This window comes from Pseudomonas sp. P7759 (genome assembly GCF_013386445.1).
GTDB classification, from domain to species: Bacteria; Pseudomonadota; Gammaproteobacteria; order Pseudomonadales; family Pseudomonadaceae; genus Aquipseudomonas; species Aquipseudomonas azotoformans_A.
The window spans coordinates 15,698-31,371 of sequence record NZ_JACART010000034.1 but is presented as its reverse complement, the minus strand read 5'-3'; the positions used below and the strand labels follow the sequence as shown (position 1 = coordinate 31,371).

Genomic DNA, 15,674 nt, shown 5'->3' with positions numbered 1-15,674 from the left:
ATCAAGGCAGGAAGATGATTTTGTCTGCGCTGCCTTGATTCACCTCCTCATAACACTGCACCCCATCGGCCAGCGCCACTTCACGCAGGCCGGTGGGCAACGGCAACAGGCCCTCATCAAAGAATCGTCCGAACTGCTCCAGCATCACCGCGCACTGCTCGCAGTTGTAGAGCAACGAATTGATCCCCACCACCGAGCCCCCTTTGCGATACAGCGCCAGTGCAGGTAGTTGTACATGGCCGTCCACCGGCGCGGCGATGATCGCGATGCGGCCGAACGGTGCCAAACCTGCAACGGCCGCCGGCAGCCAGAAACCGGTGGTGTCAAAGATCACATCGGCACCGCCCTTGAACACCGCATTGACCTGCGCACCGAGCTCTTCCGGTCTGCCCAAGGCAATCGCTTCGAAGCCTTGCGCCTGCAATACCTCGACCTGCTCTGGTCGACGTACAGCGGCCAGCACCTGGGCGCCACGGATTTTTGCCAGGGCCAGGGTCGCGCTGCCCACCGCGCCATTGGCACCAATCACCAACAGGCGCGTGCCTTGGGTCACGCCACTGCGTTCCAGGGCATCCCAAGCGGTGGTATAGGGCACACCGAGGCTGGCGGCCTGGGCAAAACTCAAATGGCTGGGCTTATGCGCCACGCCCTTGGCCGACACGGTGAGGTACTGGGCGTGGGAGCCATCGGCGAAAAAGCCCAGGTCGCGGCCGGTGCCCCAGACTTCCTGGCCCAGCAGTGCCTGCGGCCCTTCCACCACCACACCGGCAAAATCGCGACCGGGAATGCGCGGCAAAGTGGTGTAGGGAAAGCGGCCGAGCACGTTTTTGACGTCGCTGGGGTTGAGTCCCGCAGCCTTGACCTGCACCAGCACTTCACCGGCGGCCGGCACCGGGGTGGCGACATCAACGAAGCGCAGGGCGGCGAGGTCGCCGGTGGCGGAAAATTGCAGTGCTTTCATGGCCAATACCCATCGAAGTTAAGAGAAAGATCAGGAGAACCAGGCGCCCACCAGCTGTCGGCCCATGGGCCAGAGCTTTTCACCCAGCAGCATGCCCATCAGGCCCACCAGGGCGATGGCCGGCGGTGCGGGCGAACGGAAATCCAAGGCGCCGTAGATCACGCCGACAAACAGGCCGATGGCGAGGGAAATCAGGTAGTTCATGGGGGCAGCGCCGTGTGGGTGGATGCGCTCAGTCTAGAGCGCTGAATCCTGAAGCATCGGCCAAGTGCTTCAGGATTTCGGCCAAACCCGTCAGCCGACGTACTGCGAAGGCGCCACGCCAAGTTCGCGGCGGAACATGTCGCTAAAACTGCTGGGGGAATAGCCGAGGGAACGTGCGATGGCACTGACCGGCTGGCCTTGGATCAGCTCCGCCACCGCCGTGGCCAATTGCACCTGGCGCCGCCATTCGGCAAAGCCCATGCCCAGGTTATTCTGGAACAGCCGCGACAAGGTACGCACACTGGCGCCGGCAGCTTCGGCATGCTGTTCGAACGGGACCTCCAGAGACGGCGCAACCATGACCGCCTGGCACGCGCTGATCAGCCGTCGGTCGGCGTCCACCGGCATGGCGATGCGGATCTGCGAGCGGCGCGCCCGCTGCAACTCCAGCAAAGCCAGGCTGACCACGGCGTCGTAATACGCCACATCGCCGTTATCGCCCTCGTCCACCAGTGTGACGATCAGCTCACGCAACAACCCACCGACTTCGATCACCTGCACCTGACTGTCCAATGTGGCCGCCAGTGCCGGGCGCAGGTAGATGTTGCGCATCTGCAAATCCGACACCACGCGAATCCCATGTTCCACCCCCGGCGGCAGCCAGACGGCGCGTTGCGGCGGCACCACCAGGGCTTCGCGCGGCGTCTCGACCCACATCACGCCACTCATGGCGTAGAGCAATTGGCCCCAGTCATGGCTATGCGGTTCTACGTACAGCCCACGCGGATAAGTACGCGCCAAGGGCTGCACGGGGACGGCGTGATCACTGAGGTCGGGAGGCGCAGCCAGGGCCATGATGTACACATCAATCAAGGGTTAGCCGCCATGGTAATGACCACCGTTCGACAATCCGAGTGAATTTTTACGGACCACGGAGATCATTGGCTTATACCGGCGCAGCTCGGAAGCGTGCGCTACAGGCTTGATCAAGGAGAGAGACCATGGATGCAATACTGTCGGTCAACGGCAAGGCCCGGATCGATTACACCCAGGACACCCTGTTCGGGCCGATTACCCGGCATGTCGAATGCCAAGTGAGCTTGCAACACCAAGCCGATGGGACGGTACTGAAAGTGTTTCAACCGCTGCCGGACGATCTACGTGACGCGCAGACGGTGGTGTTTGCGCTGGAGGGACGACGTACCCGTGGCGTGGTGAAGCATCGTCGACACCTGGCCGACCATAGCCTGCGGCTCGAACTCGAACATCAATAGGAGCCGGCTGGCCGGCTCCCCCAAGCACGTCAGCCTTTGGCGGACTTGGCGCATTCGCACCCGGTCGCCGCCGCACACGGCTCACCATGGGCATGATGCTCCGCACAGCCCTGACAGCAATAACCCTTGCCGTCCTTCATTACCGCGTCAGCTCCCAGCACACACTTGCAGTGTGGGCAGGCACAGGTTTTATCTGGCATGGTCAGACTCCTTTTTCATGGTCGTCCCGGTGCGGCGGGCGCCGGCACCTTAATGAGGGACTGCGGCCCGCCGGCGATGGTTCAAACCGTCAGTCGGCGCGGGTATTGCTGCGGTACATGAACAGCAGCGCCAGGGCCAGGCAGACCATCGCCACGATCCGCGCACCCGACAACTCAATCGCCGGATTGCCCAGCCAACCAAAGTTGTCGATCAACATGCCCATGCCCAATTGCCCGACGATCACCGCCACCGTCGCCACCGCCGTGCCGACGACAGGCACCGCGCCGACCATCACCATCATGTACACCACACCGAACAAGGCACCAGTCAGTTGCCACTTCGGCACGTCCAGCAGGCTCACCGCCTGGGCCGGCTCAAAGAACAAGATCAACAATGCGGTGACAATCGCCCCCACGCCAAAGGTCACCAGGCTGCCGCGCAGCACGCCTACTGCCTGGCCCAAGCGACCATTGATGGCGGCCTGCACACTCAACACCGCACCTGCGGCCACTACCACTACCAGCAACAAAATCAGGTTCATCGCCTTAACCCCGCGCAATCAGAACAAGTGCCACCACAATCAACGCCAAGGCAATCCAGCGTTCGCCATTGACCCGCTTGCGCGCCGCGCCGAACCAGCCGAAATGGTCGATCAGCACGCTCTTGCCGACTTGCCCCGAAAGAATCGCGATCATGGTCATCGCGATGCCGATATGCGGCGTGGCCAGGGTCAGTACCACCACGTAGATCGGCCCCAGAAAACCGCCGATCAACTGCCAGCGCGGGAGCTCGGACAACGCCGGGCCTTTTCGCGGACCACTGAACAACAGCAGTAGAAACAGGATCGCCGAGCCCACGCCAAAGATGCTCAAGGTGGCCCACAAATGCCCGACCTGCACACCCAATGGCCCGAGCAGGCCGGCTTCAACCGACAGGCCCATGCCAGCCAGGATCACCAGCGGCAAAAGCAGTAGCCGCAGGCCGTTTTTTTTCGGTTTGGCTGGCGCCACGCCCTCGATGGAACTTGCTTGCATACATCACCTGCACATCAACAAAGGATTGGATGGCACGCATTATCCGGTGGCCGTTCTGTGCGATAAATGGGAGCATGCCAACAACACCTTTGCGCAAAACGCACAGCCTGGAGGCACGATGCAAGGCTTGAATGAACTGAGCTTCAAGGCGCTGCGCCTGTTCGTCGCCGTGCTGGACTTGGGCAGCTTCTCCGAAGTGGCACGCCGTGAGGGCCTGGCGCCCTCTTCCATCTCCCGGCAGATCCAGCTGATGGAACAGGCCCTAGGCCAGCAATTGCTCTACCGTCACACCCGCGCCGTCAGCCCCACCGAGGCCGGGCGCTTGCTCGGGCGACATGCGCGGTTGATGCTGGAACAACTGGAAGCCGCCGGCCAGGCGCTGCAGGAACAGGAAAGCGAGCCTAGCGGCCTAGTGCGCATCAATGCGCCGATGGTGTTCGGCCAGCGCCATCTCTCCCCCTGGCTGGGCGAGTTGTGCCGGCGTTATCCGAAGCTGCAACTGGATATTCAGCAAACCGACACCTATGTCGACCCGTTGCAGGACGGCACCGACCTGCTTTTTAGGATCGGCGTGCTCAACGATTCCAGCATGCAGGCGCGCATCTTCGCGCCCCAACGCTTTCGCATCGCCGCGAGCCCGGCCTACCTGGCCCGACACGGCACACCGCAGCATCCTGACGAACTGATCAACCACCAGTGCCTGGCCTACAAAGGCATTACCGGCCAGCAACGCTGGTTCTTCCGCAAGGGCCAGGGCGACTGGACTCCTTATAGCGTCAAGGGCCCGATCACCGGCAACCACGCCGACACGCTCACCTACGCCGCCGAACAAGGGCTGGGGCTGGTGGTGTTTCCCTCCTGGTTGATCGGCGACAGTCTGCGGGCGGGCACTTTGCAGGCGGTGCTGACAGAGTACGAAGTAGCGACGACATTGGAGCCCCAGCAAATTGCGGCGCTGTGGCCGGGGAGCCGGCGCCTGTCGCTGAAGGTGCGCACGGTGATTGATTATTTTGTGGAGTGCTTTGGAGCGGTGCCGTATTGGGATCGGTGACCTTTCCAAGTCGAGAAGAACGTCGCCATGAAGGAAATTTCCTTACAGAAATAGGTAGGTCCGTTCTGATTTTCCGGGCCAGTATTTCTGGTCTCTGCAGGCTGCGGCAGACTCTGACAATATCTTTTTGAGAGAGCTGCCATGGAATTCACTTACCCCAAAATATCGCGCGCTGCGCGAGCTGCTTCAGCCAGCGGTCTGGCCGTCTTTGATAGTGCACGTAGTTTTGGCTATATTTGGCCAAAATACGGAGATAACCACATGACGACCGTACCTCTGGGCGAAGCGAAAAATAATCTGTCGAAACTGGTTGATGAAGCTGCCGCCGGCAAGATCATTACCATTGCCAAGCATGGACGTGCGATGGCTCAGCTTGTGCCCGTCGGCAAATCCAAGGGTCGGAGAATCGGTGCAATGAAGGGCAAGCTCGTCATTCCTGAAGACTTCGATGCACCCTTGCCTGACGACCTACTGGATGCCTTCGAAGGCAACCGCTTATGAGAATGTTGCTGGATACCCATATTCTGCTTTGGACGCTGAGTGAGGATCCTAAGCTATCCAGCAAAGCCAGGAAGCTGATTGAGAACGCAGCAGAGATTTACATCAGCGCTGCAACATTCTGGGAGATCTCGATCAAGGTCGGCCTGGGGAGACTCACCGTCGATCTGGATGAAATCCGTGAGTACTGCCTGGAAAGCGGATTCGTCGAACTGCCCATCACCCCAGAACATGCGATCGCGGTCAAGGACCTTGAGCACCATCACAAGGATCCGTTTGATCGGCTCATCATTGCGACCGCCATCAGCGAGCCCATGAAGCTATTGACCGCCGATCCGCAGGTTGCCCAATACACGTCCCTGGCAATCCTGGTGTGAGTCGTCCCAATTGCTTCGGTGCGCCTACCCAAACACCCACTGCCCTATCAACCAGGCATTCGCCCCACTGATCACCGCAAACAGAAACCACGCCAGCAAGCGTGTCGGCAGCCGATTCACGAATGGCCCCATCAGTTGCTTGTCACCCGTCATGCGGATCAGCGGATACAGCGCGAACGGCAACTGCAGGCTGAGCACCACCTGGCTGAGGATCAGCAATTTGCCGATAGCATCGTCGCCCATCAGCCATACTCCCAAAAACGCAGGGATCAGCGCCAGGCCACGTGTGATCAAACGCCGCTGCCAGCAGGGAATACGCAGGTTGAGGTAGCCCTCCATGATCACCTGCCCGGCGATGGTGCCGGTAAAGGTGGAGCTTTGCCCGGAGGCGAGCAAGGCAATGCCGAACAGGATGCTGGCGAAGGCACCGCCGACCAGCGGGTCAAGCAGGTGGTAGGCATCCTGGATCTCGACCACCTCAGTGTGGCCGGTCTTGTGGAACGCTGCGGCGGCGAGCACCAGGATCGCGGCGTTGACCAACAGCGCCAGGGCCAGGGAGCCGATGGTGTCGATGCGCGCCAACTTGACCGCGTCCTGTTTGCTCGCCAGGTCCTTGCCGATCAGGCGGGTTTGCACGATGGAACTGTGCAGGTAGAGGTTATGAGGCATTACCGTGGCACCGAGGATGCCGATGGCCAGGTACAACGGCGCGGCATCGCTGATGGCCGACAGTGACGGCGTAAAACCACTGAACACGTCCGGCCAGTAGGGTTTGATCAGTACCAGTTCGATAAAGAAACACACGCCGATGGTAGCCACCAGCGCCAGCATGATCGCTTCCAAACGGCGGAAACCACGGTTCTGCAGGGCCAGGATCAGCAGTGTGTCGAAGGCGGTGATGACAATGCCGGTGGTCAGCGACACCCCCAGCAGCAGGTGGAATGCCAGGGCGCAGCCCAGCACCTCGGCAAGGTCGGTGGCGATGATCGAGATTTCCGCCAGCACCCACTGGGTGCGTGCAGACCGCTGGCTATAGCGCTCACGGCAGAGTTGCGCCAGGTCCTTGCCGGTGGCGATGCCCAACCTTGAACACAGGCACTGCACCGCCATCCCTGCCAAGCTGGCCAGCAGCACCACAAACAACAGGTTGTAACCGTAGCGCGAGCCGGCCTCGATGGCCGTGGCCCAGTTACCGGGGTCCATGTAGCCGATAGAGATCAGCAGCCCAGGCCCGGCAAACATGAGGATGCGCTTGAAGAACGAAGCCTTGGGATCAACGGCGACAGAACCCGCCACTTCCGGCGGGCAGAACGGGGCGGTGGCGATTTTTGGCAGGCTGAATTTCACGCGGTATCCCAGGCAAACACACAAGACAGAGGCGCAGCTTATCAGTCGGACGCAACCGTGCGCATCACCGTGTCCCGTGGCAGGTCGAACGCCTCGACCACTTGCACCACCAGGTCCATCTCCTGGTTCAGTGCTTCACGCTCCATGCGCTGGCGAATCACGCCGATCACCAGCACCGCCAGGGTGGTGATCGAATACGCAGGGCCGGAAAACGCGCGCACGCCGCTCACCACCAGCATCGCCGCTGCTACCGCCTGCCCCACCACCGGAATCGCCGTGGCCGCACCGCGTCGCAGGATAAAGCCGGTCAACCCGGCCAGCGCTGTACCGCTCAACGCAGTGGTGGCCGACCGGCCCATGTCAAAACGCCTGAACAGCCCCTGCTCCTTTTGCGCGGCAGCCTTGAGTTCCGCGTCGAACACCAGCCGGTCCGCGTGGCTGAGTTTGTCTTTGTACTGTTCGATGAGTTTTTCGGCGACCTGGGTTTCAAGGTCAGCCAATTCGACGGTATCGAGCGGCTCATCGAACTTGATACCCAGCCGCTGCACCACATCTTCGGCGATCTGGCGGTAACTCACGCCATGGCCTCGGGCGAGGTTCATAAAGGTATCGCCGCCCATGCGCTGCAACTCAAGGGCCAGCTTGAGCGGCTCGCGCACGCTGGCGTCTATGGATGCACTACGTTTTTGCGCCATCAACTCGGCGAGGAACTTCAACTCCTCAGGCCGCGCCTGGACCAACGCCGGGAACAGGTCCGCGTCCTCTTCGGCAAAACGCACGTCGGCGCTGCGCTGGTCGGAGCGGATCATGCCGCGCCGCTCGTGCAGCAGGTCGGTGTACTGCACCACCGTTTGCAACTGCGGCCAGTAGGCGGCGTGATCGAAGGTCGCCAGGTGCACATTAGTGACCTTGGCCTTGAGCGCCGGCGTTACCGGAATCGCATAGCGGCCGATGCAACGCTCGGTATCCGGTTTCAGGGCCAAGGCCCAGTCCTTGCTGGAGTGGCAATTGATCACGCGCCCTTTTAGCGGCGCGGACACGTCATCCCACGGGCTGGACGTGCAGATCGCCCCACCCATCAACAGCAGGTTGTCCAACGGCAGCTCGCGGGCGGTATCAGGGCTGGCCAGCAAACTCTTGACCAGGATGCGCGCACCCAGGGAATGGCCGATCAGGTTGATGCGCCGCACTTCAAGGGATTCACCTTGCAGGTAGGCGGCCAGCTCCGGCAGCAGGCTCCTGGCAACTTCATCTACCCGCGCCTCGACGCTTTTATAGTGGTCGAGAAAGTAGGCAATCGCCTTGCCCACGCCCACAGTGGCTGCACCCAGGCTGCCGCCGCCAAGCATCGCGCCGATCACGTCCTTGAACGGCGCGAACAGGTTTTCCAGGAAATGCCCCGCCGGCCAGAACAGCATCAGGTTGGTCGAGCCTTCGATACCCGCCAACTGTGCCTTGAAGCTGCCCAGCTGTTGCCGGTTGAAGAACGCCGAATAACCGTGGACATAGAGATTAAGCACATCACCCTCGGGCTCACCACACATCAGGAACGTGGGCTTGCGGGTGCGGTGCATTTCATCCCACTGGTGCTGCATGGGGCAATGACTCCTGGTAACGAGGGACGGCGATAGTAACAAAGGGCGGGGTTCAACGTGGTACCGCTGGGGGAAAAGGCACCGCATTGGCCTCATCATCCTTTCAAAACAGAGAGGCCGCCTTGGACTTGGCCAGGTAGCGCGCCGGTGAATCGCCCAGGTTGCGGCGGAACACTGAAGTGAACGCGCTGGAACTGCTGAACCCCAACTCAAACGCCACATCGGTGATGGACGAGCCATGACTGAGCCGCGCCGTCGCCTCCAACAGGCACACCTGCTGGCGCCAGGACACAAAGGTCATGCCGGTGCATTCACGAAAGTTACGGGTAAAGGTGCGCCGGCTCATGCTCGACCAATCGGCCATCTCGCAGATGGAGATCTTCTGCGTCGGCGCCTCAAGGAAACGCTGACAAGAACGGGCCAAGCGCGCTTCGGAGGGCAACGGCGCACTGAGGGGCAACTCGGGCATGGCGCCGATTTCATCGATCAACAGGGTCAGCACACAACGGTCGCGCACGCTGGGCGAGGCCGATGGCCCAATCGCCAGCGCCGCTTCCAGCAGATGGCGCAACAGTGGCGAGACGCCAAATACCTGGCAATAGTCCTGCAACCCTGCGCGCCGGGCCGCATCGTCGTCCAGGTAGGTATTAAGCATCACCACATCGCCGCGCATGTGCATCTCATGGGAAATCCCGCCCGGCACCCAGATGGCACGCTGCGGCGGCACGACCCAATTACCCAGGTCAGTGAACATTTTCAACGCGCCCGTGGATGCATACGCGAACTGCCCACGACGATGGGTATGCCGTGGAAACACCGTACCGGACGGGTACTCGCGCAGCGTCACCACCGCTTCGGGGCTATCGGGTTCGTAAGGGGAATAGGTGAAGGTGGGTGGCATGGCCCGATTTTGTCAAAGTATGACCTGACATAGCAAGCGGGCCACTACTCTGCCACCTAGAATCGTCGCTCCCCAAGTTGGGTTCATATCGAAGGGATATTCGGAAAATGAGTGTCAAAAACTACTTGGACGTACGAGTAGACGGCGCCGTTCTGATGGTGGGTCTCAACCGCCCGCAGAAGCGAAACGCCATGTCTCTGGAAGTCATGCACGAACTGCGCGACACCTTCACCAACATACCCGAGGGCATTGGTGCCGCGGTGCTCTACAGCACCAGCCAGCATTTCTGCACGGGGCTGGATCTGTCGGAAATCCGCGACCAATCGGTGATCGATAACGTCCAGGCCTTCCGCGAATGGCACAAGACCTTTGAACTGATCCAGTTCGGCAAGGTGCCCGTCGTCGCCGCCATTACCGGTGCCGCCATCGGTGGTGGCCTGGAAATCGCCACGGCCTGCAGCCTGCGCGTGGTGGATGACAGCGCCTTCTTCTCGCTGCCCGAAGCCATGCGCGGCCTGTATGTGGGTGTCGGCGCCTCGGTGCGCTTCCCACGCATCGCCGGCATCGCCCTGATGACCGACATGATGCTCACCGGCCGCACGCTCTACGCCAAGGAAAGCTATGAACGTGGCGTGGCCCAGTACCTGGTGCCGGTCGGCCAGGCGGTGCTCATGGCCACCGAGTTGGCGCACAAAATCGCCGGCAACCTGCCCATGACCAACTACGCAGTGACCCACGTGCTGCCGCGCATTGTCGATCAAAGCCAGCAGGACGGCCTGATGACGGAAGCCTTGATCGCCGCCGTGGTGTCTTCCGACATCCGTACACAGGATCGCCTGGCGGACTTCCTCGATCGCAAGAAGGACAAGATCCAGACCGCGCCAGCGGTGTAATTCCCGGTCGTGAACGTTGCCGAGCGCACCTCGGCAAACCATGGATGGCCTTCACAACTCACTCTCAACCCGGTGAAACCATGTTTCAGCACAGCACTCAAGACGATCTTTATCGCAGCAATGACGCGACCGATGAACGATTGATCAAAATCGAACGCAGCTGGCACAAACGCGCACAGATCAAGCTCGATTCCCAACGCCCGGATATCCAGCTAGACCTGCAGGCGCCGGACTTTCTCGAGGCCCTGTTACCTTTCGCCCATGATCCGCACTATCAGAACTACCCGCATGCCCTGAAGCTGCTGATCCTGTCGGCCGGCTGGGTGATCTACAACCAGAAAACCATCGCCATCGAAACCGAAATCATCTGCCCGTCCTGCATCGACCTGCTGCAGCTCGGCTCACGCCTGAGCTCCGCCAGCGCCGCGACGATTTCCGAAACCCTGGCAGATGAGGCTTATCACACGCTGTTTTCGATCAACATGTGTGAACTGGCGATCACTCAGCGCGGCATGCGCATCAAATGGCCGGAACTGGAACTGACCCGCCACTTGAGCCAGGCCCAGGCCACCCTGTCCGAGGCAGATTTCAAGGTCTACCGCCTGGCCTTTTCGCTGGTCTCGGAAACGTTTATCAGCGACTACCTGGCCGACCTCAGCGACGCGCCAGACATCCAGCCGGTGTTCCGCCACGTGGTGGCCCTGCACAAAAAAGACGAACTGGTGCACAAGCACATCTTCCCGCTGTTCGTACAACAGGTGGTAGGTGACTTCACCGCGCAGCAAACCGCCCTGTTCACTCGCGGCATCGCCAACTCGATCCGGATCTTCCCGATGCGCGAGATTTCGGCGTGGCGAATCATCCTGCCGCAACTGCTCGAAGTGTTCGGCGATCAATCGCTGCTGCTACCGACTCAATTTACCGAGACCGGCGAAGCGGACTACTCGGCCATGCCCGAGATCCTCAGCTCCATTGGCATACACCCCGAAGCGGTGCTGCCCGAGCAGGCAGTGATGAGCGAACCGGCCACCACCGTTTAAAAACAGCGTGCTGCTGACCAATACAAATTCAATAGAGTAATTGTCATGTGTGGATACATTGGCGTCTTTGCCAAACAACCTCGTGCGTTCAACCCGAACATGTTCGATGCCGCCCTGCGTGCCATCCACCATCGCGGCCCGGACAGTTCCAGCCAGTGGTTCGACCCCAACGGCCAGGCCGCCTTTGGTTATGTGCGCCTGGGCCTGGTCGGCCTGGGTAACGGCACCCAGCCTATCGTCGCCGACGAAGGCGACCTGGTGATGATGGTCAACGGCGAGTTCTATGACTATCAACGCATCCGCGCCGAACTGGAAAGCTACGGTTGCCGCTTCAAGACCTCGTCCGACAGCGAAATCGCCATGCACCTGTACCGTCGCCATGGCGTACGTGGCCTCAAGCAACTGCGCGGCGAGTTCACCATCCTGATCTTCGATCGCCTGCGCAAAAAGCTGTTTGCCGTGCGTGACCGGGTGGGCGTCAAGCCGCTGTACTACACCGAGCATGAGGGCGCCTGGTACTTCGCCTCCGAGATCAAAGCCTTGCTCGCCGCTGGTGTGCCCGCACACTGGGACCACGAAGCCTACGCCAATCGCGGTTTTATCCTGCGCGACCGTACCGTCTTCAACAACATTCGCAGCGTGAAACCGGGTTGCTGGATCATCGCTGATGAAAGCGGCCTGCAAACCGAACAGTACTGGGACTGGGACTTCCCGGATGCCCAGGCCACCGAACAGCGCAGCGAAGCCGAGATGATCGAGTCCCTGCGCAACACCATCGAAGAGTCCGTGCGCCTGCGCCTGCATGCCGATGTACCGGTCGGCGTGTGCCTCAGTGGCGGCCTCGACTCCTCGGCCATGCTGGGGATTGCCACCGAGCTGACGGGTCAGCCATTGCAGGCGTTCCACCTGTCCTTCGAAGGCGAGCAGGCCTACGACGAGCGCCAATTCGCTGAAGTGGCCGCCCGACATAACCGTGCCCACCTCAACGTGCTGTCAGTGAACTCTTCCGACATGGCGGATAACTTCGAAAATGCCCTGTGGCACGCCGAAATGCCCTTCGCCAACGCCCATAGCGTGGCCAAGTACCTGCTGTGCAAATACGTGCAGAACCAGGGCATGCGCGCCGTACTGACCGGTGAAGGTGCCGACGAAGTCTTCGGCGGCTACCCGCACTATCGTCGCGACATGGTGTTGTACAACCACGAAAACCAGGACCCGACGGCGATTGCCGAACTGACCCGGCGCCTGCATGCCAGCGAAGATCGCTACCTGCCCGGCGGCAAAAATGATGTGAAATGGGTGCAGGACGAACTGGGCCACGGCGTGTCCTGGCTGCAAACCCAGTCGGCGTTGTTCGGCCCCCTGGCGCAGCTGTACAGCGATGACTTCCGTGAGCGTTTCAGCAACACCGATGCCTATCGTGAGTTCTACGACCGCCTGAGCCCACGGGCGCTCAATGGCTGGGAACCGGTCAACCGTTCGCTGTATATGGTCGCCAAGTCCAGCCTGCCCAACGTGGTGCTCACCTCCCTGGGCGACCGCATGGAAATGGCCGGCAGCCTGGAAGGCCGCCCGCCGCTGCTCGATCACCAAGTGATTGAGGCCGCGTGCCGCCTGCCAGTGAACATGAAAGTGCGCGGCGCCACCGAGAAATACGCCTTGCGCGAAGCCATGCGCCCTTATGTGCCCCAGGCTGTGCTGGATCGCAAGAAGCAGTACTTCCGCGCCCCGCCGGCATCCGAAAGCCCGCAATCGAAGCTGTATGAAATGATCAACGATGTGTTGAGCGGCCCGGCATTGCATAACGTGCCGTTCTTCGATCCGCGTAAAGTACGCGCCTTGCTGGCAACCCTGCCAAGCTTGTCCACCGCACAGCGCGCCTCGGCAGATAACCTGCTGATGGAAATCGCCGGGCTGTGCCTGATGCAAAAACGCTTCGCCTTGAATTGACTTCCCGGCGGCACCTCGCGATTGCGGTGTGCCGCCTGACCCAAGGAGGGTCCATGCTGAAAAAACATCTGTCTCTTGCCGTGCTCGTCACCCTGGTATGGGGGGTCAACTTCCCCATCACCAAGCTCGGCCTGCGTGCCATCGACCCGTTTGTACTCACGGGTATCCGCTTCGCTCTTGCCGCCCTGCCCCTGGTGTTCTTTATCAAGCGCCCCGCCGTCAAATTCAGCTACGTGGCGGCCTATGGCTTTATCTTCGGGCTGGGCATGTGGGGCGTGATCAACTATGGCATCCAAGTGGGCGTGAGCCCCGGTATCGCCTCTTTGATTATCCAGCTCAGCGTGTTCTTCACCATGGGCTGGGGCTTTGTGCTGTTCAAGGAGAAAATCCGTGGCGCGCAAATGCTCGGCGCCGTGCTGGCCTTGATCGGCCTGGCGGGGATCATCTCGACCCAGGAAGGCAACCATGCGGTGCTGGGCGTCATGCTGATCGTCCTCAGCGCGGTGGCCTGGAGCGTGGGCAACGTGATCATCAAGAAATCCGGGGTCAAGGAGATCTTCTCGTTCATGGTGTGGGCCAGCCTGATCCCGCCGATCCCACTGTTCCTCACGGCCTGGTTGATGCACGGCAGCGCTGCGTTCGAAGGTTTGCAGGCCAGCCTCGACCTGACGGCGGTTTTGTCGATCCTGTTCCAGGTGTACCTGGCCACGCACTTTGCCTACTGGGGCTGGAACTCGTTGCTCAAGCTGTACCCGGTGTCCACCGTGGCACCGCTGTCGTTGCTGATTCCGGTGTTCGGCATCACCAGCTCGATGCTGATTCTGGATGAGCGCATTTCTACGCCGAACCTGATCTCGATCGGGATCATTATCGTCGGGTTGGCGGTGGGGCTGTACCGCAGACCAGTCAATCTAGCCCCCGTGGAACCGCAGACGATTGTCCATATGGATAGATAGTCATGGCATAAATTCGGGATTTTGTTCGCGTATTGAGTGCTTTAGCCTGGGTCCAGTCCTGTACTGAACCCAAGGAAATACCATGAGCACGCCTGAATTTTTTGTCACCCCCGGCTACGGCGATTACATGCGCGAGCACCTGCATTACTCGCAGGCGGTAAAAGTCGGTAATCGCGTGGAAACCTCAGGCCAAGGGGGCTGGGACGATGAGCTCCAGATCCCCGCCGACCTGGCCGACGAGATCGCCCAGGCGTTCCACAACCTGGAACGCACCCTCGCGACTGCCGGCGCCAGTTGGGAGCACGTGATTCACGTCAACTCCTACCACGTCGGTGGTTTCCCGCCCGAGGTCAACGAGGCGATGGTCAAGCACTACCGCCAGTACATGCCCCACCATGCGCCGATCTGGACGCAAGTCGGCGTCGAGGCTCTGGGGCTGCCGACCATGCGCGTGGAAATCCGCGTGACCGCGATCATTCCCTGACACCGAACCTGCGAATCACCCACTCGACAAACACCTTGAGCCGCGCGCTCTGGTGGCGATTGGGTGGATAGAGGATGTGCAGCGGCGTGGCTGGACGCGACCACTGCGGTAGCACACTGACCAATTGACCGTTGTCCACGTAGTACTGAACGATGGCTTTGAAATGCTGCCCGACGCCCAGGCCGGCGAGCAGCATTTCCTTGAGGCCGTTGCCTTCATTCGTGGAATAGGCGCAATCGCCCACTTCGATGCGCCTGTCGCCCTGTTCGAAAATCAGTGGCTCCGCTTTACCTGATCCGGCAAAAAAATAGCCGGCCTTGAGGTGGTTGAGCGCCAGATCCTCCGGGGAAACCGGCACACCTCGGCGCTCCAGGTAATCAGGGGCCGCGCAGGTCAAATATTCCAGGTCGCTCACCTTGCGCCCGATTATCGCCATGTCATCCAGCTTCCCGGCACGGATCACGCAATCCACACCCTCCCCCACAATGTTCACCGCGCGATCACTGATACCCAAGGCGATGGTGATATCGGGATACTCGCGATGAAAATCCACCAGCGCCGGAATCAGCAGGCAATTGGCAAACGACGCCGGGGCATCGACCCGCAGATGCCCGCGGGGTTTGAGGACTTGCCCGCGAATGGCGCTGTCCACTTCGTCCAACTCTGCGACCAGGCGCCGGGCATGTTGGTAATACTCCAATCCCTCGGACGTGGGCGCCATAACCCGCGTGGTGCGGTGCATCAGCTTGATGCCCAGGTGTTTCTCAAGGTCGGTGATCAGCTTGCTCACGGTGGAGCGCGGCAGTGCCAACTGGTCGGATGCACGACTGAATGAGCTGGTTTCGACGACGCGAACAAAGGCACGCATGGCAAGAAGTTGATTCACAAGGATGACCTTCTGGATAGCT

At 60.7% G+C, this 15,674-nt stretch carries 19 protein-coding genes; 9 read left to right on the top strand and 10 right to left on the bottom strand.

Features of this window, described 5'->3' with window-relative positions; all coding sequences use genetic code 11:
- Position 1 precedes the first annotated feature (1 nt).
- The 3 genes from HX823_RS22785 to HX823_RS22775 all read right to left on the bottom strand — a co-directional run bounded on the left by HX823_RS22785 (position 2) and on the right by HX823_RS22775 (position 2,020).
- Complete coding sequence (locus tag HX823_RS22785) at positions 2-961, bottom strand: zinc-binding alcohol dehydrogenase family protein (RefSeq protein WP_177076826.1); 960 nt, start codon at positions 959-961, stop codon at positions 2-4.
- A 30-nt stretch (positions 962-991) separates the two neighbouring features.
- The gene (locus HX823_RS22780; RefSeq protein ID WP_080642457.1) at positions 992-1,165 is read right to left on the bottom strand and encodes a DUF1427 family protein; all 174 of its coding nucleotides are present in this window, start codon (positions 1,163-1,165) and stop codon (positions 992-994) included.
- A gap of 90 nt (positions 1,166-1,255) precedes the next feature.
- Positions 1,256-2,020, bottom strand: a complete 765-nt coding sequence (locus HX823_RS22775; RefSeq protein ID WP_177076875.1) for a helix-turn-helix transcriptional regulator — start codon at positions 2,018-2,020, stop codon at positions 1,256-1,258.
- Positions 2,021-2,166: 146 nt separating this feature from the next.
- Here HX823_RS22775 and HX823_RS22770 point away from each other — a divergent pair, with 146 nt between their 5' ends.
- Entirely contained in the window at positions 2,167-2,439 is a 273-nt protein-coding gene (locus HX823_RS22770) for a hypothetical protein (protein WP_177076824.1), read from the top strand.
- A 29-nt stretch (positions 2,440-2,468) separates the two neighbouring features.
- Here the strand turns inward: HX823_RS22770 and HX823_RS22765 are convergent, their stop codons facing one another.
- The 3 genes from HX823_RS22765 to HX823_RS22755 all read right to left on the bottom strand — a co-directional run bounded on the left by HX823_RS22765 (position 2,469) and on the right by HX823_RS22755 (position 3,674).
- Entirely contained in the window at positions 2,469-2,639 is a 171-nt protein-coding gene (locus HX823_RS22765; protein WP_016977247.1) for a metallothionein, read from the bottom strand.
- Between the two features lie 89 nt (positions 2,640-2,728).
- Positions 2,729-3,181 carry a DMT family transporter gene (locus tag HX823_RS22760; RefSeq protein ID WP_038850769.1) on the bottom strand — a complete coding sequence of 151 codons (453 nt, stop codon included), beginning with the start codon at positions 3,179-3,181 and terminating at the stop codon, positions 2,729-2,731.
- 4 nt (positions 3,182-3,185) lie between these two features.
- The gene (locus HX823_RS22755; RefSeq protein WP_033901583.1) at positions 3,186-3,674 is read right to left on the bottom strand and encodes a DMT family transporter; all 489 of its coding nucleotides are present in this window, start codon (positions 3,672-3,674) and stop codon (positions 3,186-3,188) included.
- Positions 3,675-3,792: 118 nt separating this feature from the next.
- Here HX823_RS22755 and HX823_RS22750 point away from each other — a divergent pair, with 118 nt between their 5' ends.
- The 3 genes from HX823_RS22750 to HX823_RS22740 all read left to right on the top strand — a co-directional run bounded on the left by HX823_RS22750 (position 3,793) and on the right by HX823_RS22740 (position 5,600).
- The gene (locus HX823_RS22750; RefSeq protein ID WP_038850770.1) at positions 3,793-4,725 is read left to right on the top strand and encodes a LysR family transcriptional regulator; all 933 of its coding nucleotides are present in this window, start codon (positions 3,793-3,795) and stop codon (positions 4,723-4,725) included.
- Between the two features lie 141 nt (positions 4,726-4,866).
- The gene (locus tag HX823_RS22745; RefSeq protein WP_235165522.1) at positions 4,867-5,226 is read left to right on the top strand and encodes a type II toxin-antitoxin system Phd/YefM family antitoxin; all 360 of its coding nucleotides are present in this window, start codon (positions 4,867-4,869) and stop codon (positions 5,224-5,226) included.
- Positions 5,223-5,600 (top strand): type II toxin-antitoxin system VapC family toxin, encoded by a 378-nt coding sequence (locus HX823_RS22740; RefSeq protein ID WP_177076822.1) that lies wholly within the window; start codon positions 5,223-5,225, stop codon positions 5,598-5,600. Before HX823_RS22745 ends, HX823_RS22740 begins: the two co-directional genes overlap by 4 nt.
- 24 nt (positions 5,601-5,624) lie before the next feature.
- Here the strand turns inward: HX823_RS22740 and HX823_RS22735 are convergent, their stop codons facing one another.
- From HX823_RS22735 to HX823_RS22725, 3 genes are all read right to left on the bottom strand, one after another.
- Positions 5,625-6,947 (bottom strand): Nramp family divalent metal transporter, encoded by a 1,323-nt coding sequence (locus HX823_RS22735; RefSeq protein WP_177076820.1) that lies wholly within the window; start codon positions 6,945-6,947, stop codon positions 5,625-5,627.
- 41 nt (positions 6,948-6,988) lie between these two features.
- A complete protein-coding gene (locus tag HX823_RS22730) occupies positions 6,989-8,542 on the bottom strand; it encodes a DUF726 domain-containing protein (RefSeq protein ID WP_177076818.1) in 1,554 nt (517 codons plus the stop codon).
- A gap of 103 nt (positions 8,543-8,645) precedes the next feature.
- The gene (locus HX823_RS22725) at positions 8,646-9,443 is read right to left on the bottom strand and encodes a helix-turn-helix domain-containing protein (RefSeq protein WP_038850778.1); all 798 of its coding nucleotides are present in this window, start codon (positions 9,441-9,443) and stop codon (positions 8,646-8,648) included.
- Between the two features lie 107 nt (positions 9,444-9,550).
- Between HX823_RS22725 and HX823_RS22720 the strand changes: the two genes are divergently transcribed.
- The 5 genes from HX823_RS22720 to HX823_RS22700 all read left to right on the top strand — a co-directional run bounded on the left by HX823_RS22720 (position 9,551) and on the right by HX823_RS22700 (position 14,766).
- Complete coding sequence (locus HX823_RS22720; protein ID WP_177076816.1) at positions 9,551-10,336, top strand: crotonase/enoyl-CoA hydratase family protein; 786 nt, start codon at positions 9,551-9,553, stop codon at positions 10,334-10,336.
- Positions 10,337-10,416: 80 nt separating this feature from the next.
- A complete protein-coding gene (locus HX823_RS22715; RefSeq protein ID WP_038850781.1) occupies positions 10,417-11,376 on the top strand; it encodes a diiron oxygenase in 960 nt (319 codons plus the stop codon).
- 45 nt (positions 11,377-11,421) lie between these two features.
- Positions 11,422-13,326 carry an asparagine synthase (glutamine-hydrolyzing) gene (gene asnB, locus HX823_RS22710; protein ID WP_177076814.1) on the top strand — a complete coding sequence of 635 codons (1,905 nt, stop codon included), beginning with the start codon at positions 11,422-11,424 and terminating at the stop codon, positions 13,324-13,326.
- Positions 13,327-13,379: 53 nt separating this feature from the next.
- Positions 13,380-14,282 carry an EamA family transporter gene (locus HX823_RS22705; protein ID WP_038850783.1) on the top strand — a complete coding sequence of 301 codons (903 nt, stop codon included), beginning with the start codon at positions 13,380-13,382 and terminating at the stop codon, positions 14,280-14,282.
- Positions 14,283-14,364: 82 nt separating this feature from the next.
- Complete coding sequence (locus HX823_RS22700; RefSeq protein ID WP_038850786.1) at positions 14,365-14,766, top strand: RidA family protein; 402 nt, start codon at positions 14,365-14,367, stop codon at positions 14,764-14,766.
- On the opposite strand, the gene HX823_RS22695 is transcribed toward HX823_RS22700, so the two are convergent.
- Complete coding sequence (locus HX823_RS22695) at positions 14,756-15,652, bottom strand: LysR family transcriptional regulator (protein WP_371317977.1); 897 nt, start codon at positions 15,650-15,652, stop codon at positions 14,756-14,758. The two genes, HX823_RS22700 and HX823_RS22695, sit on opposite strands and share 11 nt — an antisense overlap.
- Positions 15,653-15,674 lie beyond the last annotated feature (22 nt).